Origin of the sequence: Janthinobacterium sp. (assembly GCF_031995485.1) — a bacterium.
Lineage (GTDB): Bacteria > Pseudomonadota > Gammaproteobacteria > Burkholderiales > Burkholderiaceae_D > Janthinobacterium.
On record NZ_DAMAGB010000002.1, the window covers coordinates 228,424 to 248,487 of the forward strand.

Sequence of the window (20,064 nt, forward strand, 5' to 3'; positions counted from 1 at the left end):
CCATCAAGCGAAAAAGATATGAGCGCATTACAAGCAACTGATCTGATCGGCGTGATCGGCGCCGGCGCCATGGGCAGCGGCATCGTCCAGGTGGCGCTGAACGCAGGCCACCATGTGGTGCTGCACGACGCGGCGCCGGCCGCGCTCGACCGTGGCATCGCCTCGGTCGCCGACGCCTACCAGCGCCTGCAGGCCAGGGGCAAGATCGACGAGGCCACCCGCCTCGACCGCCTGGGCCGCCTGCAGCGCGGCGCGCACCTGGCCGACCTGTCGAAGGCGGCGCTGGTGATCGAAGCCATCGTCGAGAACATCGACATCAAGGCCAGGGTATTGGCCGAAGTCGAAGCGCTGCTGGCGCCGAACGCCATCATCGCCAGCAACACCTCGTCGCTGTCGGTGACCGCGATCGCGGCCCGCCTGCAGCGCCCGCAGCAGGTGGCCGGCCTGCATTTCTTCAACCCGGCCCCGGTACTGCCGCTGGTGGAAATCGTCAGCGGCAAGGTCACCGCGCAAGCGGTGGCCGACACCCTGTTCGCCACCGCGCTGGCTTGGAACAAGGTGCCGGTGCGCTGCGCCTCGACGCCGGGCTTTATCGTCAACCGCGTGGCCCGTCCGTTCTACGGCGAAGCGCTGCGCCTGCTGACGGAACGCGCGGCCGGCGTGGCCTCGATCGACGCCATCCTGCGCGGCAGCGGCGGCTTTCGCATGGGCGCCTTCGAGCTGATGGACCTGATCGGCCACGACGTCAACTACGCCGTCACGCGCTCGGTCTACGACGCGCTGTACGGCGACGCGCGCTATACGCCGTCGCTGCAGCAGAAGGACCTGGTCGATGCAGGCTGGCTGGGCAAGAAAACCGGCAGCGGCTTCTATCAATATGGCGCCGATGCAGCCAATCCTGTGGCGCCGTTTGCCGCCCTTGAGGCGGCGCCTGCCGCCATCGTGGTCGAAGGCGACCTTGGCGTAGCGGCGCCGCTGGCCGCGCTGGCGCAGGCTGCCGGCATCGATGTCAGCTATGCCGCCGGCAAGGGCGTGCTGCGCATTGCCGGCGTGGGTGTCGCCTTGAGCGATGGCCGCAGCGCCACCGCGCGTCATGCTGCGAACGCCGAGGTATCGGTGCTGTTCGACCTGGCGCTCGATTATGCAAAAGCCACCGCCATCGCCCTCGCTTGCGCCGACCAGGCGCCAGCCGGCGCGCTGGCAACGGTCACGGGATTTTTCCAGGCACTGGGCAAGCAGGTGATCGTGATCGACGACGCGCCCGGCATGGTGGTGATGCGCACGGTCGCCATGCTGGCCAACGAAGCGGCCGAGGTGGTCCAGCAAGGCATCGCCAGCGTGCAGGACACGGACCTGGCGATGGTCAATGGCGTCAATTATCCGCGCGGACCGCTGGCCTGGGCCGACAGCATCGGCACGCCCCTGGTGCAGCGCGTGCTGGCCAACCTGGCGGCCACCTATGGCGAAGAGCGCTACCGCAGTTCGCCCTTGCTGGCGCGCCGCGCACTGACCGGCCAGCCGTTTTACCGGGAGCAGGCGCAATGACTGATGCACGCACCAAGCCACCCGTCAGCTTTTCGATCGCCGCGCCCGGCGTGGCCGTCATCACCATCGATCGGCCGGCGCGGCGCAATGCGCTGAACCTGGAAGTCAAGCGCCTGCTGACCGATTTCGTGCTGCAGCTGGGCGCGGACGATGGCGTCAAGGTCATCGTGCTGACGGGCGCCGGCAGCTATTTTGTGGCCGGCACCGATATCGATGAAATGCTGGACATGACGCCCACCAGCCATACCTTGAACGCGACCGACCAGGTATTTACGACCCTGCGCCACAGCACAAAACCGCTGATCGCGGCCGTCGAGGGCTATGCCCTGGGCGGTGGCTGCGAACTGGCGCTGGCCTGCGACCTGATCGTGGCCGCCGAGGGCGCGCGTTTCGGCCAGCCGGAAATCCGCGTCGGCATCATGCCGGGCGCCGGCGGCACGCAGCGATTGCTGCGCACCATCGGCAAATACCAGGCGCTGCGCATGATGCTGACCGGCGAAGCGGTCACCGCCACGCAGGCGTTTGCCTGCGGGATGGTGTCGGAACTGTGCCCGGACGGCGAGGCGCTGAACCGCGCGCTGGCGCTGGCGGCGACGATCGCCGCCATGCCGCCGCTGGCCGTGCGCGCGATCCGCGAAGTGGTGCAGCAGGGCCAGGACGCGCCTTTGGAAAGTGCGCTGCTGCTCGAGCGCAAGGCCTTCCAGCTGCTGTTCGACACGCAGGACCAGCAGGAAGGCATGCGCGCTTTCCTGGAAAAACGCGCGCCGCAGTTCCAGGGGGCCTGAGAGGAAAAAACGGTCCGATAGTTCGAAAAGCTGGTTCATCAACTGATTGAGTCATAATAACAACATTGTGATATCCCCTCAGAGAGAGTTTGATGAAACCAGCCCCAGTTCCAGGTCCAGCCAACGCAGCCGGCGCCATCGATTTCAGCCGCAGCGCAGCGTCGCGCTACGTGCAGCTGGCCAGCCTGTTCCGGCGCCGCGTGGAGTCGGGACAGTGGCAGGTGGGCGGGCAGATTCCGACCGTCGACGAACTGGCGGCCGAGTGCCAGGTGGCGCGCGCCACTGTGCGCCAGGCGCTCGATCTGCTGGAAGCGGAAAAGCTGATCGCCCGCTACCGCGCCAAGGGCACGTTCGTGATCGGCAAGCCGCAGGAACAGTTCTGGTGCGAAGTGGCGTCGGACTGGTCGGGCCAGCTGATCGCGCCCGATGGCGTGACGATCGAGATTCTGACGCAGCGCGAGCGGCTGTCGCCCGCCCCGCCCGATCCGATGGTCGGCAGCATGGCGCCGTTCTACCAGCACTGGCGGCGGCGCCACTGGCGCAACGGCAAGCCGTATTACCTGGGCGACGTGTATATCGACGAGCGCCTGTGCGAGCGCATCGCGCCGGAGTCGTTCGAGACCAAGACCTCGATGCGCATCCTGCGCGAGCTGCCGGGTCTTGAAATCGCCGAGGCGCACCAGACGCTGACCCTGGGCTCGGCCGATCCGGACCTGGCGGCCCTGCTGCAGCTGCCGCTGAACGCGCCGGTGGCGCACGTGGCCCGCTCGGCGGTCGACCGCGACGGCTGCCTGGTGTTTGTCGGACAGGGAATTTACCGGGGCGACGTGGTTCGCCTCGACATTAAACTGAAGTGATGGTCGAGGCCATCGCTTTTCTACACTGAAAAGGAATGGCATGAAACTTCACTGGTCCCCACGGTCCCCGTTTGTCCGCAAGGTCACCGTCCTGCTCAAGGAAACCGGCCTCGAAGCGCGCGTCGGTCACGTACGCTCGGTAGCGGCCATGGCCACGCCGAATCCCGCCATCCTGGCCGACAATCCTCTGAGCCAGATCCCCACGCTGGTGCTGGACGACGGCCAGCCCCTGTACGACTCCCCCGTCATTTGCGAATACCTGGACAGCCTGCACGACGGCGCGCCATTCTTCCCGCCAGCAGGGCCTGAGCGCTGGCTGGCCCTGCGCCGCCAGGCGCTGGCCGACGGCATGCTGGCGGTGCTGCTGCTGTGGCGCCAGGAACGCATGAAGACCGCAGCGCAGCAGCTGCCCGAGTGGCTGGCTGCCTTCTCGCTGAAGATCAACGGCTCGCTCGACCGCCTGGAGCAGGAAGCGCAAGTGCTGGCGCAGGACGGTTTCGATATCGGCCACGTCAGCGTCGGCTGCATGCTGTCGTATATCGACTACCGCTTCCCGGACCTGGGCTGGCGCGCCACGCGCCCGCTGCTGGCGGCCTGGCACGCGCAATTCGAACAGCGCCCGTCCGTGATCGCCACCGCGCCAGACGACGCGCAAACCTGATTCTTCACGGCCGGGCGAGTATGTCCGCCGCAATTACCCAATACAGGAGTTTTCCATGGCTGGTCCACTATCCCATATCAAAGTGCTCGATCTGAGCCGCATCCTGGCCGGCCCGTGGTCGGGCCAGGTCCTGGCCGATCTCGGCGCCGATGTCATCAAGGTCGAGCGGCCGAAAGTCGGCGACGACACCCGCAGCTGGGGTCCGCCGTTCCTGAAAGACCAGGACGGCAACGAGACGCGCGAGTCGGGCTACTACCTGTCCGCCAACCGCGGCAAGCGCTCGGTCACGGTCGACCTCAATACCGTCGAAGGCCAGCAGATCGTGCGCGCGCTGGCGCTGCAATCGGACATCCTGCTGGAGAACTACAAGGTGGGCACGCTGGCCAAGTTCGGCCTCGACTACGCCAGCCTGAAAGAAATCAACCCGCGCCTGATCTATTGCTCCGTCACCGGCTTTGGCCAGGACGGCCCGAAGGCCGACAACGCCGCCTACGACTTCATGATCCAGGCCATGGGCGGCCTGATGAGCGTGACGGGCGAGCGCGACGACCTGCCCGGCGGCGGCCCGCAAAAAGTGGGCGTGCCCATCGTCGACCTGATGACCGGCATGTACACCTCGGTGGCGGTGCTGGCCGCGCTGGCGCGCCGCAGCGAATCGGGCCTGGGCGACTATATCGATATCGGCATGCTCGACGTGATGGTCGGCTCGATCGCCAACCAGGGCATGAACTATCTGGTGTCGGGCAAGACGCCCAAGCGCACCGGCAACAAGCACCCGAATATCCAGCCGCAGGACGTGTTCGCCTGCGCCGACGGCCATATCGTGCTGGTGGTCGGCAACGACTCGCAGTTCGCCAAGTTCTGCCAGGTGGCCGGCTGCGAGCAGTGGGTCAGCGACGAACGCTACGCCAGCAACGGCGCGCGCGTGCGCAACCAGGCCACTCTGCTGCCGCAGATGGCCGAGCTGTTCCTGCAAAAACCGATGAAAGACTGGGTCGCCCTGCTCGACGAAGCGGGCGTGCCATGCAGCCCGATCAACACCATTGCGCAGGTGCTGGAAGACGAACAGGTCAAGCACCGCAAGATGCGCATCGACCTGCCGCATCCGACCGCCGGCACGGTGCCGCAGATCCGCAGCCCGATGCGTTTTACCGAAGCCGAACTGGTGTTCGAGCGCGCCGCGCCGCTGCTGGGCGAGCATACGGACGAAGTGCTGGCCGGGCTCGGGTTTGACGGGCAGCGCATCGCGCAATGGAAAAACGACGGCGTAATCTGACGTCGCAGGCCAATACAAGGATCAAGCAACCATGACACGTATTTCTTTCCCCACCCCGGAGACCATGAACGCGGAACAGCTGCGGGTCTACCAGGACATCATCCAGGGCCCGCGCGCGCGCCTGGTCGGGCCGCTGCGCGCCGCGCTGCACAACCCGGAGCTGGCCGACCGCTGGCAGAAAATGGGCGCCCTGCTGCGCTTTGGCACCAGCATTTCGCCGCGCGCCAGCGAACTGGCGATCCTGGTCGCCGCGCGGCGCTGGAACAGCCAGCTCGAATGGCATATCCATGCCGCCGCCGCACAGGACGCCGGCCTGCCGCAAGCCGTGATCGACGCCCTGCTGCTGGCCGCGCCGCCGCGCTTCGACGACGTCAGGGACGGCGCCGTATATGAATATGCGCGCCAGCTGCTGCAGCGCGGCGTGGTCGGCGAAGCGGCCTACCAGGAAGTGCTGGCCATGTTTGGCGAAGCGGGCACCGTGGAGCTGACGGCCATTATCGGCTACTACTCGATGGTGGCGATGACGCTCAACGCCCACCATATTCCCCTGCCCGACATCGACACGCCCTTGCCCTTGCATCCCGTGGCCGGCAATGCCGAAGGCGTGCTGACCGAACTGCCGAAGGCGCAATCATGAGTACCCTGTTCGATACCGTCACGCCGCGCCGGCCCAATCCGCCGCGCCAGCCCTTGCCGCCCGGCGCCTGCGATACGCACGCCCACGTGTTCGGGCCGTACCAGCGCTTTCCTCTGGCCCATCCGTCGAGCTACGCGCCGCCGCTGGCGCCCGCTCCCCTGCATTTGGCCATGCTCGATATCCTCGGCGCCGCGCGCGGCGTGCTGGTGCAGCCGGCGCCGTATGGCGATGACGCCGCGCCCATGCTCGACGCGATTGCCGCCAGCAATGGCCGCGTGCGCGGCATCGGCGTGGCCGGCAGCGGCGCCACGCCGGAACAGTTGCAGCAGCTGCATGACGGCGGCATTCGCGGCCTGCGCTTCGTGGAAGTACGCGATCCGCAAGGCCAGCCTTATGTCGGCAGCGTCGGCGCCGACCAGTTGCTGGCGATGGCGCCGGTGATGAAATCGATCGGCCTGCACGCGCAGCTGTGGGCCCCGCTCGACGATTACCAACAGCTGCTGCCGCCGCTGCTGGCCACCGGCGTGCCGCTGGTGCTCGACCATATGGCCTGCCTGAAGACCGAGCGCGGTGTCGATGATCCGGCGTTTCAGTATGTATTGAAGGCGCTCAAAGCTGGCGAGATCTGGATCAAGCTGTCGCTGTGCCGCGTGTCGAAACAGGCGCCCGATTACCTGGATCTGAAACCGTTCCACGATGCGCTGGTGGCGGCCAATCCGCAGCGATTGCTGTGGGGTTCGGACTGGCCGTTCGTGCGCATGGGCGAGCAGTCGCCGGACGCCGGCCAGTTGCTCGACCTGTTCCATGACTGGGTGCCCGATGCGGCCACCCGCCAGGCCATCCTGGTCGACAATCCGGCCGCGCTGTACGGCTTCGATACCCAACAAGGAAACTGATATGTACAACATGGACAACTACACCCAGCTCAATGTGCGCATTGACGGCCATGTAGCCTTGCTGACGCTCGACAGCCCGCCCGTCAACGCCCTGACACGCATCCTGAACGACGAACTGACGCAGGCGCTCGACATCATTTCGGAAACGCCCGCGATCCGCGCCGTGGTGCTGACGGGCGCCGGCAAGGTCTTTTGCGCCGGCGCCGACCTGAAAGGCCGCGCCGAGAACATCAAACATCCGGGCGACCTGATGGCTCACTCGCGCCGCACGCGCGAATGCTTCCACGCGATCCGCGAATGCAGCAAACCCGTGATCGCCGCCATCAACGGCGCGGCGCTCGGCTCGGGCCTGGCGATGGTGGCTTCATCGGACATTTTGATCGCCTCGACCAGGGCATCGCTGGGACTGCCGGAAGTGGATGTGGGCCTCTTGGGCGGCTGCCGCCATGCGATGCGCCTGTTCAGCCACTCGCGGCTGCGCCGCATGGCGCTGACCGGCTACCGCGTCGGCGGCGAAGAACTGTACCGCCTCGGCATCGTCGAAGAGTGCACCACGCCGGAAGAACTGCTGCCGGCCGCCCTGGCGCTGGCCGCCACCATCGCCGCCAAGAGCCCGGTCTCGACGCGCATGGGCAAGCACACGATGAACGTGATCGAGGACATGAGCTTGCGCGATGGGTACCGCTATGAGCAGGACATGACGGCGGCGATCGGCTTGACGGAAGATGCGAGGGAGGCGCAGGCGGCGTTCAGGGAAAAGCGTGCGCCGGTATTCCAGGGACGGTGAAAATACGTCGAAGGACGTAGGTCGGATTAGCGCGTAGCGCGTAATCCGACACCACCCACGGCGCCATCAATGTTGTCGGATTACGCGAGGCTGCGCCTCGCTAATCCGATCTACGTGCTTAACGAGGAACGCTGGCCGCCCATTCCGATATCGCCCTGGCCACCGCCTTCGGCTGCTCCACCGGCAGCGCATGGCTGGCATGCGGCACCACCACCACCGTCGCCTTTTCCTTCAAAATATCCTTCACTTCCGACGCGCTGGCGCGCGGCCGCCACGGGTCCTCTGCGCCCTGCAGATCGAGCACGGGCGCATGGCTGACCGGCCACCAGATCGAGCGCGCAGGCGTTTTGGCCGCCTTGCGGTAAACCGCCGCCAGCTCCGGCTGCCAGCCCTCCAGCCAAGGGCGCGGATCGTTGCCGGCCGCAAAAAAAGCGCGGCGCAAGGCGTCGAGGCGCCGTGCTTCCGGCTGGGCGCTGTCGGCCGCGATATCGAGCGATGCCGGCAGCGACGTGTCCGCACTGGCACTGGCGCTGGCCAGCATCACCACGCCGCGCACCAGTTGCGGGTGATCGAGATCGGCCACGCGCGCCACATAGTGGCCATAGGCATGGCCGGCCACGATGGCGCGCCCGCCGCCGAGCTGGCGGATGGTGGCGGCGACATCCTGCGCCAGCACGTGCAAGCTCAGGTCTGTCATCTCGCCCCGGCTCGCGCCAAAGCCGCGCGGCTGCGGTCGCAGCACGCGCATGCCGCTCTCCGCCAGCGCTTCGGCCACCGCGTCGAGATCGTCGCTGCCGCGCTGCGACGAAGGCAGCAGCACAATGGCGTCCCCGTGCCCGTCGACGATGACGTCGATCCGCGTGTCCCCGTCCTGCAGCAGCACGCGGCTGCGTTCCGCTTGCGCCACCGGAGCAGCACCAATGGTCAGCATGATCATTCCTTTCAACAGCAGTTTTCTAGACATAGCCCACCCCGCAGCCTGCGCCGGTGGGCAGCGCCATGTCGCCATCGATCACCGGCAATGGCGTAAACGGATCGTCGCGCAGGTGCAGGTGCTCGGCCAGTTCGCAGCCGTGCGGCAGGCTGCCGATGCACGCTGCCGCCTGCAAGGCCACCGACTGCAGCAGCGCCGGCCCGAACGTGGCGCCGACGCGGCAGGTCACATTGCCCGTTTCGCAGATCTGCACGGCAGCGAGGAACTTGCGCAGGCCGCCGAGCTTGGTCACCTTCAGATTGATCACGTCGACCATGCGCCCGCTGACCAGCGCCAGCACATCGTCCAGCGTGCCCGCGCTTTCATCGGCTTCGATCGCCACCGGCAGGGTGTCGGTCAACAGCTTCATGCCGGCCCAGTCGGACGCCGGCAAGGGCTGTTCGATCAGCGCGATGTCGTATTGCTCCATACGTGCAAACGCGGACATCATCTGCTTGACGCCGTACGACTGGTTCGGGTCCAGCGTCAGGGTCACGCCCGCGCCGGCCGCCGCGCGCACTTCGGCCACGCGCGCCACGTCGAGCGCGCTGTCGCCACTGAGCTTGAGTTTCAGCTGGCGGTAGCCCTGCTCCGCCAGCCGCGCCGCGTTGGCGGCCATGTCCAGTGGCGGCTTGATGGCCAGGATGCGCGCCTGGATGACGCTGGTGCGCACGGCGCCGCCCAGCAGCACATGCAGCGGCACGTTCAGCTGGCGCGCCAGCAGGTCGTGCAGCGCCATGTCGACGGCGGCCCTGGCAGAATTGGAGAAAGCGAGGCGCGCATCGACCTCGGACATGATCTGGCGCAGTGCGGCCGGATCGCGCCCGACCAGCTGCGGCAACAGGAATTCCAGCGCCGCGCGCACGGTGTCGCCGGAACCGGTAATGGCGGCAATGGCATGCGCATAGCCGAGGCCCTGCACACCGCTATCGTCTTCGAGCACCAGCACCCAGCCATCGAGCCGGGGCACGGTGGCGCGGGCGAATTTCCAGGTGGGGTCGGCCAGCGGCTGCACGCAGGGGCGCAGGGTGGCGGAAACTATCGTCATCGCATTGCTCCCATCAGAACAGGTGGCGCATGCCAAGGTTGAAGGCACGGTTGCCGGAACCCGTGTCGATGGCCGAGTTGACCGTGTACGAAGCGCCGTTTTCGTTGCTGATCTGGCCGTAGGCCGCGTACAGGTCGGTGCGTTTGGACAGCAGGTAGCTGTAGCCGATCGCATATTGCGAGGCATCCTGCTTGAACGCCGTGCGATCATCCTTGTGGATATACGAGGCGATCACGCGGCCCGGCCCGGCCGGAATGGTGACGCCGACCAGCAGGTCGCGGCTGTCGATACTGGGGCGCGCCGCCACAGCCAGGCCGTAGGCATTCGGGTTCGACAGCTGCGAACTGTTCAGGCCCTTGTTGATGCCGTAGGCGAAAAAGCCTTTCACCACCTGCCAGTCGTAATTCATTGCCAGCAGGGTATTGCGCGCGGCGCTCTGGTTTTTCAAGGTCGCCGTGTCGTTGTCGCGATGTTGGTAGCCGACGCGCATATTGAACGCGCCCGTGCTGTAGGCCAGCGCCGCACCGGCCACGCTGGAGGCGGAAGTGCTGCCAGCCACTTCACCGGCGCCATACACCACTTCGCCGCTCAGGCCGTTGAACTTGGGCGACACATATTTGACGGCATTGTTCATGCGCGCGCCGGAATTGGCAAACACACTGGAAAACACCCCGGCCAGGCCCGCCACGAACGGATCGCCGACGGTCGTCATGGTGGTGTAGTTCGGCGCGTACTGGCGGCCAAGCGTCAGGGTACCCCAGTTGCCGGACAGGCCGACGTACGCCTGGCGCCCGAACAGCAAGCCGCCCTGCCCCAGCGCGCCCGTATCGGCCTGGAACCCTGATTCCAGCAAAAAGATGGCGGAATTGCCGCCGCCGAGGTCTTCGGTGCCGCGAAAGCCGATGCGCGAACCGTTTTCCACGCCGCTGGTCAGCTTGGTCACGGAACCGGCCGCCCCGCCCGATTCACGCACCACGCCCATGTCGACCATGCCGTACATGGTGACCGACGATTGGGCGGTGGCCATGCCCGAGGCGGCCGACAGGATGGCCACGGCCAGGATTTGTTGTTTCATCTACGTCTCCATGGTTATAAAGGTCAATTATCTGACCTATTGATTTAATTGGACTGTAGACGGCACATCGAACGCTGTCAAGCGTTATCGGGCCAGCGAGGGCAAGAGCAGAAAAGGAGAGAGAAGCCGAGGGGAAAGCGCAGCAGAAGCCGCACCCGCCTTGTCTCACGCGCGCAACGCATGACGGCGCGGCGGCAAGCCGCGCGCCGGGGACAAAGAACCGCTGCTAGAACAGATCCAGCTGCCCCGTCTGGCTACGCCCGGCCTTGAGCCCTGGCGGTGGCGCTACCAGCGGGCGCCGGAACTGTGTGCTGTCGAGCTGCTTGAAACGGCCGCCCTTGCCATGCATGCCGAGGCGGTGCACGGCTTTTTCAAAGCGCTGGCGTATCAGGTCGGCCCAGACGCCTTCGCCATGCATGCGGGTACCGAAGCTGCTGTCGTAATCCTTGCCGCCGCGCATTTCACGCACGCGGTTCATCACGCGCTGGGCACGCTCGGGAAAATGGGCTTCCAGCCATTGCTGAAACAGCGGATTGACTTCCCACGGCAAGCGCAGCACCACATAGTGGGCATTGATGGCGCCCGCATCGCGCACGGCTTCGAGCAGTTGCTCGATTTCGGGCTCCGTCACGAACGGAATAATCGGCGCGATGCTCACGCCCACCGGAATGCCGGCGTCGGTCAGGGTACGAATCGTGCGCAGCCGCCGCGCGGGAGCGGCCGCGCGCGGCTCCAGCGTGCGGGAAATGGCCGGATCGAGCGTGGTGACGGTGATCGCCACCGCCGCCAGGCGCTTTTCGGCCATCGGCGCCAGCAGGTCGATATCGCGCTCGATCAGCGAGGACTTGGTAATCAGCCCCACCGGGTGGTCGCACTCGCGCAGCACTTCCAGCACGCGCCGCGTCAGCTGGCGCTCGCGCTCGCACGGCTGATACGCATCGGTATTGACGCCCAGCGCGATCGGCTCGGGCACATACGAGGCCTTGGCCAGTTCGCGCCGCAGCAGTTCGGGTGCATTCACCTTGGCAAAGATGCGGCTTTCAAAATCGAGTCCCGGCGACAGGCCCAGGTAGCTGTGCGTGGGGCGGGCAAAGCAGTAAATGCAGCCGTGCTCGCAACCGCGATATGGATTCAAGGATACGCAGAACGGCAGGTCGGGCGAAGTATTGCGCGACAGGATGGTGCGCGCGAATTCGTCGCTGACCTGCGTCTTCCAGGGGGCGGCTGCCTCCTCGCCGTCGTCAGCAGGCACGCTCCAGCCATCGTCAAACCCTTCCCGGCCATGCACCTCGTAGCGGCCCTGCAGGTTGGAAACGGCGCCCCTGCCCTTGCGCGCTTTGAGCGATTGCGGCGGCAACATGGCCTGGCCGGCAAAACTGTCGCCATGATCCGGGATGATAGCTTTCATGAACGGCCCCATTAACTGTATATACGTACAGTATACTATGCCGCTGCCGGATCAAGTTCAAGGACTATCTGAGGCATTTTTATCCGCTGGCGGGATGTAACTCATCTGTTGCGCGACAAAGCCGTCAAAGGCGGTGATCAGGGGAGCAAAACGGGGTACGTCGTTTTCCAGCTGCATCAGCGCATAACAGGTCGCTTCCAGGGTCGACAACTGGTCCGGCGCATGCGCCTTGCGGATCAGGTAGTGCGATGCGGGCGTGTCGCGCAGCGGCAGGCGCGGCAGCTGCTGCAGCGCGGGGTTCAGATACAGCATCTTGCGGCTCTTGCGCCAGGTGGCGTCCAGCACCACCAGCCGCAGTGCCGCCGGGTCCAGCAGGATGGCGGGGTCGAGCGCAGGCGGCGGCGCGATGCCCAGCGAGCGGTCGCCTGGCGTGTCGGGGTACAGCAACACATTGTGCTTGCCCGCCAGCAGTTCCGCCAGGACCTCGGGGGCAAACGCCTCGCCCGCCACCAGCCGGCTGTTGGGCAGGCTCAGGTGTAGCAGGCGGGCGCTGTTCTTGGCGTTCGTTACTTCCAGCGGATGCTGGAACAGCAATATCTCCACCGTGTTTGGAACGCGCCGCACCCACTGGCAGATGCAGCTGGCCTGGGCGCGCAGGCAGGTGGCGCAGCGTTCGCGGCGGCAAGAAGAGTCGGTAGCGGAATTCATGGAAGGGCGTCAGTCGGCATCAGGACCGCGATTGTAGCGCCCCGCCCTGCGCTCTTAAAATTCTTCCCATTCCTTGGCCTTGCCCGCTGCCAAAGCCGCCGACCGGCGCACGGCAGGAACCAATGGCGCCGAGGGTGCCGCAGCTGCGCGCGCCACCTGCCTGGCATCGAGCTTGAACAGCCCCACCACGCCGCTCAGGCGCGCCGCCTGGTCCTGCATCGATTCGGCGGCGGCCGCCGCCTCCTCCACCAGCGCCGCGTTCTGCTGGGTGACCTGGTCCATCTGGCCGATTGCCTGGTTGACCTGTTCGATGCCGGCGCGCTGCTCTTCGCTGGCGTCGGTAATCTGGTTCATGATCTGCGTCACATGGCTGATGCTCTGCACGATTTCGTCCATGGTGCGGCCCGCCTTGTCCACCAGCTGCGAGCCCGCTTCGACCTTTTGCACCGAGTCGTCGATCAGGCCCTTGATTTCTTTCGCGGCCTGGCTGGAGCGCTGGGCCAGGTTGCGCACTTCGGTGGCAACCACGGCAAAGCCGCGGCCCTGCTCGCCTGCGCGCGCCGCCTCCACGGCGGCATTCAAGGCCAGGATATTGGTCTGGAACGCAATCGCATCGATCACGCTGATAATGTCGACAATCTTGCGCGAAGAATCGTTGATGGAACCCATGGTGCTGACCACTTCCGACACCACCGCGCCGCCCCGGCTGGCGATCTGCGACGCGTCGATGGCCAGCTGGTTGGCGCTGCGCGCATTGTCGGCATTGTGTTTCACGGTCGAGGTCAGCTCTTCCATGGACGAGGCCGTCTCTTCGAGCGAGCTGGCCTGCTGCTCCGTGCGCGACGACAGGTCCAGGTTGCCGGCGGCAATTTCGCCGGAGGCGGTGGCGATCGAGTCGGTGCTGGCGCGCACCTGGCTAACAATGCTGACCAGCTTGTCGTTCATGTCTTTCAGCGCGTGCATCAGCTGCCCCGTTTCATCGGTGCTGTCGACCACGATCTCGCTGGTGAGATCTCCGGCCGAGACGGCCTGCGCCACTTCGACAGCGCGCGTGATGGGCCGCGTGATCGAACGGGTGATCCAGTACGCACAGGCAATGCCCAGCAGGATGGCGGCCACGCCCAGCGAGATCAGCAGCAGGCGTCCGTTTTCATAGCGCGAGCGGATCTGCCCTGCGGTGACATCGAGCAGTTGTGCTTCGAGCTGGGCCAATTTACTCAGCGAGGCCAGGTAACTATCGCGCCGGGTGGCCATCTCGCCTTCGTACAGCTGCCTGCCCAGCGCCATGTCGCCCGCATTCTTGGCCTTGAAGACATTCTTGCGCACTTCCGTGTAGGCCTTGCGCGTGGCCAGCACGTCCTGGTACTGCGCCTGTTCCTGCGCGTTGAGCTGGCTCTTGCCGATGGCGTCCTGGATTTCCGTGGCGCGCGCGGACGAGGCGGCCATTTCCGTTTCGAACTGCTTCTGGTGTGCCGGATCGCTGACCTTCCAGGCGGCCGCCGTGCGCGCCGCATTGACTTCGATCACCTTGGCCCATTCGCCGATCAGGCGCTCGTTGCGCACCTTGACGTTGACCAGCTCGTCGGTTTCGCGGCTGGCATTTTGCATCTGCACGATGCCGACCACGGTAAGCGAGGTCAGCAATATCAATACCGCGGCAAAACCTCCGCCCAGACGTACGCCGATCCTGAGGTTTTTCATGATGCAGTCCCCTATCTGAAAAGTCGACGCGTATTCCGCGGGCGCGGCGCGTTCTGAGGCTGATTGTGACCGACTCAGATAGGCATTGCAAGAAATCAGTTTTGCTTGACGATAATCAGTTTCGAGGTATCAAAACCGAGCGCTTGCGCTTTGTCGATCAGGCGCTTCTGCAGCGCCGGGTCCATGGTCGGCGTACGCGACAGCAGCCAGAAATACGATTTGTCGGGGCCGCTGATCATCGAGTAGCTGTAATCCTGCTGGTCCAGGTCGAACACGATGTACGAGCCATAGAACGGGCCGAAAAACGACACTTTCAGGTAGCCCTCGTCTTTCTTGTCGACAAAATAGGCCTTGCCCTCGGATTCCTTCCAGACAGCGTCGGCGTCCTTGTAGCCGCGATTGACCACTTTCAGGCCGCCATCCTGGCGCAGGCTGTAGTCGGCCGTCACGTGACTCAAGCCCCGCTCGAACGAGTGGTCGAGGCGGGCGATCTCGTACCACTTGCCCAGGTATTTGGTGGTATTGAAATTGCTGACAGGAACGATATTATCAGGGCGGCCAACGCAGCCGGCCAGCAGCGCCAACGACAGCAGGGAAGAGAGCAGCAGCAGCAGTTTTTTCATGGTGATACTCCACGGTAAATGATGGCGCCGATTGTAGCCTGCTCAATGCTGCAGGGCGCGTTCGACTATGCGCCGGATCGCGCCGTTCTGCTGCATCTGCGCCAGGGCCAGATTAAAGCGGGCAATAAAGTCGGCGCGGTATGGCGCAGTCGCAGGCAGCACGGGACCATATCCCAGATAACCTTGCTGGCTGGCCAGCTGCGCCGTTTCCTTGATGGCCAGCATGGCGGGCAGCACCTGCCCTTCGCGGCGCAAGCGCTGCAGTTCCCAGTGCACCGACAGCCGGTCGTTGATATAGCAGTCCACGCGACCGTGCATCAGCTTGAGCAGATTGCTGCGCGTACCCTTGGCCATATCGACTTTCAAAGTTCCCTCCCGGACCGCCGCATGATAAGCCGCGTCGCCCACCAGGAAACCGGCATTGACGCCGATGCGCAGGCCGCGATAGTCAAGCGGCCAGCTGGCCAGCTTGCGCCGCTTGGCCACTTCCTGGTTGCAGAACACCGCCACGTGCTCGGTCAGCAAAGGCGCGGAGTAGCTCACCGTCGGGCGCTCGCCGGGCAAGGCGTACGGCGGATACAGGGCAAACGCCTCGCCCGTCTGCATCATCAGCACCCCACGCTTCCACGGCACCGGCCGCAGCTGCACCCGGTATTGCGGCATCGTTCGCAGGGCTTCGCGCAGGATGTCCGTATAGATGCCCTTCATCTGGCCGTTTTCAACATAGGAATACGGTGGATAGCCATCGTCGCCATAGATCACCAGCGGCTGCGGTGGCGCGGCAGCACTGGACAGGCGGGTACAGGCAAGCAGACAAAGCGCGGCAAATGGCAACGGTGTTTTTTGCATCCGACAAGGTTAGCATAAAGCTCAGCCACCGGCGCCATCGGTGCCCAGCATGTCGTCGAGCTGTGCCAGCGTGCCCTGGTCCTTGACCACGGCGCGCAGCCACTGGTGCAACGGCATCTCGCCCCAGCTGGCGGCCTTGTCGGCCAAATAGGCCACGGGGCTGTGCGGCTCGGTGCGGCGGAAGAAATCGGCCACCTGGCGCAGTTGCGACAAGGCCTGCTGGCGCTGCACAATGGCGCCCGTATTGCCCGGCACGCCCGAGGCGGCAGGCACGCCCGGCAGCGCGGCGGCAAATTCGCCGTCCAAGGGCATCGGCGCAATAAAATGGATCGCGTTTTCCAGCGCTTCGCGCGCGGCGCGAAAACTGGGGCCGTCGATGCCGAAGCGCGCGTCGATGCAACGCTCGAGCGCCAGCAGCGACTGCATGCAGTACTGCGCGTCGGCCAGCAGGGCCTCGCTGAACTGGCGCGTGTTCTTTTGCCGCGCCAGTTCCATCTGCGCCAGTGTGACGCCCTCCTCTTGCCGCGGCTCGCCCCAGCCGTTGTCGGGCTGCTGTGCGCTGGCTGCCTGGCGCTGGCGCGCCGCATCGAAATCTTGCAGCGAAAAGCGGCCGTCCGGGCCGTCGGTCAGCGCGATCTCGCGCACCAGCTGCGGCGTGCGCGTGAGCAGCCAGAACAGGTTGCCGATGCGCTGCTCCGGGTCGCCGTCTTCGACCGGCGGATACAGGCCGTCCCAGTAGCGTTCGCACAGCCCCGCCAGCAGTGCATAGCCGTCGCCCAGGCCCCGGAAATGGCGCGTCTTCGCGTGCGCTTCGGCCAGCCAGACGGCGACCCGCAAATCCTTGCTGTGCGAGGCGATCAGCTGCGCGCAGCGGGTGGCGACAAACGGCCAGTCGGCCTCCTTCAGCGCCACCACCCACTCGCCCTGGTCCAGGCTGGGGTCGTCGTGCTGGCGCGCACGGGCGATCGCATCGAGCTCCTGGCTGAAGGTGATGTCTTCGCCGCAGGGCTTGACGGCGCTGACCGGCTGCAGCAGTTGATCGAGATTGAACATGGCTTCCTCCGGCTGATGTAATTACGTGACGGTGTAGGTGAACTGACCCTGCGCGGTGGCGCTGACGCTGATGGCGGACACCGGCCGGCCATCAGCCATGCGCGCCAGCACCGCTTCGGCCACCTCGGGCAGCACGCTGCCGTTGAGGATCTGGTCGACATTGCGTGCGCCCGAATCGACTTCGGTGCAGCGCGCCAGCACCGCTTCGACCAGCGCGTCGTCGGTGTTGAACGTCGCCCGGTGATTGCGCGCGATGCGCTGGCCGATGCGCGCCAGTTTCAGCGCGATGATCTCGGCCAGCACCGCATCGTTCAAGGGGTAGAACGGCAGCACTTTCAGGCGTCCCAGGAAGGCGGGCTTGAAGTGTTTCACCAGCTGCGGGCGCACCAGTTCTTCCAGCGCCCCGGGTGTGGGCAAGGTATCTGCCGGCTGGTTCAGGCAGGCCGCCATCATGGCGCCGGAACCCACATTCGAGGTGGCGATGATGATGGTGTTGCGAAAGTCGATCTCGCGCCCTTCTGCGTCATCGAGCACGCCCTTGTCGAACACCTGGAAAAACAGTTCGAGCACGTCGGGATGGGCTTTTTCCGCCTCGTCGAGCAGCACCACGCTGTAGGGCTGGCGCCGCACGGCTTCGGTCAGCACGCCACCTTCGCCATAGCCGACATAACCGGGCGGCGAGCCTTTCAGTCCGGCCACGCTGTGCGCTTCCTGGTATTCGCTCATGTTAATGGTGATCAGCTTGCGCTCGCCGCCATACAGCAGGTCGGCCAGCGCCAGCGCCGTCTCCGTCTTGCCGGTGCCGGACGGCCCGGCAAACAGGAACACGGCCTGCGGCTTGTTAGGATCGTCGAGACTGGCGCGCGCCGTGCGCACGCGCTGCGCCACCGCATCGAGCACGTGATCCTGGCCCAGCACGCGTTCGCGCAAAGCCGCATCCAGCGCCAGCACGGTGCGGATTTCATCCTTTACCATTTTGCCGAGCGGGATGCCGGTCCAGCCGGAGACGATCCCCGCCACTACCTGCGCATCGACTTCGAGCGGCGCCAATGGCGCTTCGCCCTGCAGCGCCGCCAGTTCGTCTTTTACCGCCAGCAGCGCCGCCGCACCGGCTTCGCCGGGCCGCTCGCGCTGCAGGCCGGCGCGCAGTTCGGTGATCTGCGCCACCAGCGCCTTTTCGCGCTGCCAGCGCTGCGCCAGCCCGGCCACCTGCTGCTGCCCCTGCTCGTGATCGTGCAGCAGCTGCTGCAATCGCGCAGCTGCCTGGCCGGGTGGCTCGCCGCCGGCCAGCTCGCGCTGCAGCGCGGCGATTTCCGCCGCCATGCGCTCGTTGCGGCGACTGGCGTTTTCCAGTTGCGCCGGCGTGGAGCTCTGTCCCAGCGCTACCTGGGCGCAGGCCGTATCGAGCACGCTGACGGCCTTGTCGGGCAACTGGCGCCCGCTGATATAGCGGTGCGACAGGCGCACGGCGTCGACGATCGCCTCGTCGCGCACGCGGATATGAAAGTGGCGCTCCATCAGCGGCGCCATCGCGCGCAGCATGGCGCAGGCGATCTCCTCGCCCGGCTCCTCCACCTTGACTACCTGGAAGCGCCGCGCCAGTGCCGCATCCTTTTCAAAGTATTTTTTATATTCGCCCCAGGTGGTGGCGGCAATGGTGCGCAGGGCGCCGCGCGCCAGCGCGGGCTTGAGCAGGTTGGCGGCGTCGTTCTGCCCGGCCTGGCCGCCGGCGCCGATCATCGTGTGCGCCTCGTCGATGAACAGGATCACGGGATGCGCGCTCTTGCCCACTTCGTCGATGACGTTTTTGAGCCGGCTTTCAAACTCGCCCTTGACGCTGGCGCCGGCCTGCAGCAGGCCCATGTCGAGCGAGTGGATATGCGCACCCTGCAGCACGGCGGGCACGTCGCCGGCGGCGATGCGCAGCGCCAGTCCTTCCACCACGGCCGTCTTGCCCACGCCGGCCTCGCCGGTCAGGATGGGATTGTTCTGGCGCCGGCGCAGCAGGATGTCGACCGCCTGGCGGATCTCGTTTTCGCGCCCGATCACGGGATCGAGCTTGCCGTCGCGTGCCAGCTGCGTCAGGTCGGTGGTGAACTGGTCCAGCGCCGGCGTTCTGGTCGCCAGCGCCGCGACGGCGTCGGCCGGCGCTTCAGCCACTTGCGGCGCAGCGGCGGTTTCTTCGCTGGAACCGGTCGTCAGCTTGTCGGGGTGGTGTTTCAGCTGTTCCACGCTGAAGCGGGCGAACAGCTTCGAGCCGCGATACGCCAGTTGCGACAGTTCCGGCTCGGTCAACAGCGCCAGCAGCAGATGGCGGCTGCGGATCGCCGCCGGCTGCGCCGCGCCGAGCGACGCGATCAGCCACGCGTGCTCGAACAGCAGCGGCAGGTGCGGCGAAAATACGGGGGTGCGCGCGCTGCCCGTGCGGAAGGTGCCGATCTCGCGGCGCAGGTCCGCTTCCAGCGCCGTGACGCTGATGTCGCTACGCCGCGCGGCCACGGCGACATCGCTGCGTTCCTGCTCCAGCAGGGCCAGGAACAGGTGTTCGACATCGACTTCATACTGGCCCAGGCCCACGCAGATCGAGGCCGCGCGCGTGGCGGCCGTGCGCGCGGTGTCATTGAGTTTCGAGATCAGGGTCTTGAGGTTGTTGCTCATGCGGCGGCTCCCTTGCGGTTGATCGAATAGCGCAGCGACGATGGCTGCAGCACGGCGTCGAAATTGACGGCTTCACTGGCCTGCGCCACGGCCAGGGTCGCGCTGATGACAAAGCTGACGCGGTTGATGGAACCGGCCTCGCGCTCCAGGCGCGCGCGCACATGGCGCAGGCGCGGCTCGTGGCGTTCGATGGCCGCCTTCAGCGCGGCGCAGATGCGGGCCCGGTCATCGCTGCTCGACAAACACATGCCGGCAAAGTCGATCAGGCCGTAATTGACGATGGAGGCGGCGCATTCCGGGTAGTTGTCCAGGGCGCCGGCCGGCAGCGCCACGCGCGTGTTGAGCAGCTCTTCCAGGTCGCGCGCCACCGCATCCTTGAGCTGCTCGAGCGTCAGCCGCGCCGTCGCGCCCGTACCACCCTCGCCCAGCAGGCGGTCGAACAGTCCCGGCACGAACCCGGGCGCTGCGCCATTCAGCGGTGCTTGCATGCGGCCTCCCGAAAAGAAGCGCGGTGCGCATCGGCC

19 protein-coding genes are annotated in these 20,064 nt (G+C 65.9%); 8 read left to right on the forward strand and 11 right to left on the reverse strand.

All coding sequences use genetic code 11. The features are described from left to right. Positions 1–18 precede the first annotated feature (18 nt). The 8 genes from RTQ46_RS02735 to RTQ46_RS02770 all read left to right on the forward strand — a co-directional run bounded on the left by RTQ46_RS02735 (position 19) and on the right by RTQ46_RS02770 (position 7,444). Complete coding sequence (locus RTQ46_RS02735; protein WP_312434430.1) at positions 19–1,545, forward strand: 3-hydroxyacyl-CoA dehydrogenase; 1,527 nt, start codon at positions 19–21, stop codon at positions 1,543–1,545. Then, positions 1,542–2,330: an enoyl-CoA hydratase-related protein gene (locus RTQ46_RS02740; RefSeq protein ID WP_312434431.1), complete on the forward strand. Its 789-nt coding sequence runs from the start codon at positions 1,542–1,544 to the stop codon at positions 2,328–2,330. The genes RTQ46_RS02735 and RTQ46_RS02740 overlap by 4 nt, the downstream gene beginning before the upstream one ends. 92 nt (positions 2,331–2,422) lie before the next feature. Next, on the forward strand, positions 2,423–3,187 hold the full coding sequence (locus RTQ46_RS02745) for a GntR family transcriptional regulator (protein WP_312434432.1): 765 nt from the start codon (positions 2,423–2,425) through the stop codon (positions 3,185–3,187). A 40-nt stretch (positions 3,188–3,227) separates the two neighbouring features. Continuing rightward, a complete protein-coding gene (locus RTQ46_RS02750; protein WP_312434433.1) occupies positions 3,228–3,848 on the forward strand; it encodes a glutathione S-transferase N-terminal domain-containing protein in 621 nt (206 codons plus the stop codon). Between the two features lie 55 nt (positions 3,849–3,903). Then, complete coding sequence (locus RTQ46_RS02755) at positions 3,904–5,124, forward strand: CaiB/BaiF CoA-transferase family protein (protein ID WP_312434434.1); 1,221 nt, start codon at positions 3,904–3,906, stop codon at positions 5,122–5,124. Positions 5,125–5,155: 31 nt separating this feature from the next. Further along, a complete protein-coding gene (locus RTQ46_RS02760) occupies positions 5,156–5,761 on the forward strand; it encodes a carboxymuconolactone decarboxylase family protein (RefSeq protein ID WP_312434436.1) in 606 nt (201 codons plus the stop codon). After that, entirely contained in the window at positions 5,758–6,657 is a 900-nt protein-coding gene (locus RTQ46_RS02765; RefSeq protein ID WP_312434437.1) for an amidohydrolase family protein, read from the forward strand. Before RTQ46_RS02760 ends, RTQ46_RS02765 begins: the two co-directional genes overlap by 4 nt. A gap of 10 nt (positions 6,658–6,667) precedes the next feature. Then, the gene (locus tag RTQ46_RS02770; RefSeq protein ID WP_312434505.1) at positions 6,668–7,444 is read left to right on the forward strand and encodes an enoyl-CoA hydratase/isomerase family protein; all 777 of its coding nucleotides are present in this window, start codon (positions 6,668–6,670) and stop codon (positions 7,442–7,444) included. A gap of 118 nt (positions 7,445–7,562) precedes the next feature. Here RTQ46_RS02770 and RTQ46_RS02775 read toward each other — a convergent pair whose 3' ends face one another. From RTQ46_RS02775 to tssE, 11 genes are all read right to left on the reverse strand, one after another. Then, positions 7,563–8,375: an alpha/beta hydrolase gene (locus RTQ46_RS02775; RefSeq protein WP_312434438.1), complete on the reverse strand. Its 813-nt coding sequence runs from the start codon at positions 8,373–8,375 to the stop codon at positions 7,563–7,565. A 25-nt stretch (positions 8,376–8,400) separates the two neighbouring features. After that, positions 8,401–9,465, reverse strand: a complete 1,065-nt coding sequence (locus RTQ46_RS02780; protein ID WP_312434439.1) for an enolase C-terminal domain-like protein — start codon at positions 9,463–9,465, stop codon at positions 8,401–8,403. A 13-nt stretch (positions 9,466–9,478) separates the two neighbouring features. After that, positions 9,479–10,540, reverse strand: coding sequence for a porin (locus RTQ46_RS02785; protein WP_312434440.1), 1,062 nt, complete (start codon positions 10,538–10,540; stop codon positions 9,479–9,481). Positions 10,541–10,766: 226 nt separating this feature from the next. After that, positions 10,767–11,900 (reverse strand): PA0069 family radical SAM protein, encoded by a 1,134-nt coding sequence (locus RTQ46_RS02790; protein WP_312434506.1) that lies wholly within the window; start codon positions 11,898–11,900, stop codon positions 10,767–10,769. A gap of 105 nt (positions 11,901–12,005) precedes the next feature. Further along, complete coding sequence (locus RTQ46_RS02795; protein ID WP_312434442.1) at positions 12,006–12,656, reverse strand: tRNA-uridine aminocarboxypropyltransferase; 651 nt, start codon at positions 12,654–12,656, stop codon at positions 12,006–12,008. Between the two features lie 54 nt (positions 12,657–12,710). Then, the gene (locus tag RTQ46_RS02800; RefSeq protein WP_312434443.1) at positions 12,711–14,357 is read right to left on the reverse strand and encodes a methyl-accepting chemotaxis protein; all 1,647 of its coding nucleotides are present in this window, start codon (positions 14,355–14,357) and stop codon (positions 12,711–12,713) included. A gap of 95 nt (positions 14,358–14,452) precedes the next feature. Beyond that, positions 14,453–14,980 carry a lipocalin family protein gene (locus tag RTQ46_RS02805; protein WP_312434444.1) on the reverse strand — a complete coding sequence of 176 codons (528 nt, stop codon included), beginning with the start codon at positions 14,978–14,980 and terminating at the stop codon, positions 14,453–14,455. Between the two features lie 42 nt (positions 14,981–15,022). Continuing rightward, positions 15,023–15,829, reverse strand: coding sequence for a transporter substrate-binding domain-containing protein (locus RTQ46_RS02810; protein WP_312434446.1), 807 nt, complete (start codon positions 15,827–15,829; stop codon positions 15,023–15,025). 21 nt (positions 15,830–15,850) lie between these two features. Continuing rightward, on the reverse strand, positions 15,851–16,882 hold the full coding sequence (tssA, locus tag RTQ46_RS02815) for a type VI secretion system protein TssA (RefSeq protein ID WP_312434447.1): 1,032 nt from the start codon (positions 16,880–16,882) through the stop codon (positions 15,851–15,853). Between the two features lie 21 nt (positions 16,883–16,903). Continuing rightward, positions 16,904–19,540 (reverse strand): type VI secretion system ATPase TssH, encoded by a 2,637-nt coding sequence (gene tssH / locus RTQ46_RS02820; protein WP_312434448.1) that lies wholly within the window; start codon positions 19,538–19,540, stop codon positions 16,904–16,906. Further along, positions 19,537–20,028 (reverse strand): type VI secretion system baseplate subunit TssE, encoded by a 492-nt coding sequence (tssE, locus tag RTQ46_RS02825; protein ID WP_312434450.1) that lies wholly within the window; start codon positions 20,026–20,028, stop codon positions 19,537–19,539. Before tssE ends, tssH begins: the two co-directional genes overlap by 4 nt. Positions 20,029–20,064 lie beyond the last annotated feature (36 nt).

Coding starts and splice junctions, on each gene's coding strand:
- RTQ46_RS02735 (WP_312434430.1), top strand. CDS start 19: ATGAGCGCATTACAAGCAACTGATCTGATCGGCGTGATCGGCGCCGGC.
- RTQ46_RS02740 (WP_312434431.1), top strand. CDS start 1,542: ATGACTGATGCACGCACCAAGCCACCCGTCAGCTTTTCGATCGCCGCG.
- RTQ46_RS02745 (WP_312434432.1), top strand. CDS start 2,423: ATGAAACCAGCCCCAGTTCCAGGTCCAGCCAACGCAGCCGGCGCCATC.
- RTQ46_RS02750 (WP_312434433.1), top strand. CDS start 3,228: ATGAAACTTCACTGGTCCCCACGGTCCCCGTTTGTCCGCAAGGTCACC.
- RTQ46_RS02755 (WP_312434434.1), top strand. CDS start 3,904: ATGGCTGGTCCACTATCCCATATCAAAGTGCTCGATCTGAGCCGCATC.
- RTQ46_RS02760 (WP_312434436.1), top strand. CDS start 5,156: ATGACACGTATTTCTTTCCCCACCCCGGAGACCATGAACGCGGAACAG.
- RTQ46_RS02765 (WP_312434437.1), top strand. CDS start 5,758: ATGAGTACCCTGTTCGATACCGTCACGCCGCGCCGGCCCAATCCGCCG.
- RTQ46_RS02770 (WP_312434505.1), top strand. CDS start 6,668: ATGGACAACTACACCCAGCTCAATGTGCGCATTGACGGCCATGTAGCC.
- RTQ46_RS02775 (WP_312434438.1), bottom strand. CDS start 8,375: ATGCTGACCATTGGTGCTGCTCCGGTGGCGCAAGCGGAACGCAGCCGC.
- RTQ46_RS02780 (WP_312434439.1), bottom strand. CDS start 9,465: ATGACGATAGTTTCCGCCACCCTGCGCCCCTGCGTGCAGCCGCTGGCC.
- RTQ46_RS02785 (WP_312434440.1), bottom strand. CDS start 10,540: ATGAAACAACAAATCCTGGCCGTGGCCATCCTGTCGGCCGCCTCGGGC.
- RTQ46_RS02790 (WP_312434506.1), bottom strand. CDS start 11,900: ATGTTGCCGCCGCAATCGCTCAAAGCGCGCAAGGGCAGGGGCGCCGTT.
- RTQ46_RS02795 (WP_312434442.1), bottom strand. CDS start 12,656: ATGAATTCCGCTACCGACTCTTCTTGCCGCCGCGAACGCTGCGCCACC.
- RTQ46_RS02800 (WP_312434443.1), bottom strand. CDS start 14,357: ATGAAAAACCTCAGGATCGGCGTACGTCTGGGCGGAGGTTTTGCCGCG.
- RTQ46_RS02805 (WP_312434444.1), bottom strand. CDS start 14,980: ATGAAAAAACTGCTGCTGCTGCTCTCTTCCCTGCTGTCGTTGGCGCTG.
- RTQ46_RS02810 (WP_312434446.1), bottom strand. CDS start 15,829: ATGCAAAAAACACCGTTGCCATTTGCCGCGCTTTGTCTGCTTGCCTGT.
- tssA (WP_312434447.1), bottom strand. CDS start 16,882: ATGTTCAATCTCGATCAACTGCTGCAGCCGGTCAGCGCCGTCAAGCCC.
- tssH (WP_312434448.1), bottom strand. CDS start 19,540: ATGAGCAACAACCTCAAGACCCTGATCTCGAAACTCAATGACACCGCG.
- tssE (WP_312434450.1), bottom strand. CDS start 20,028: ATGCAAGCACCGCTGAATGGCGCAGCGCCCGGGTTCGTGCCGGGACTG.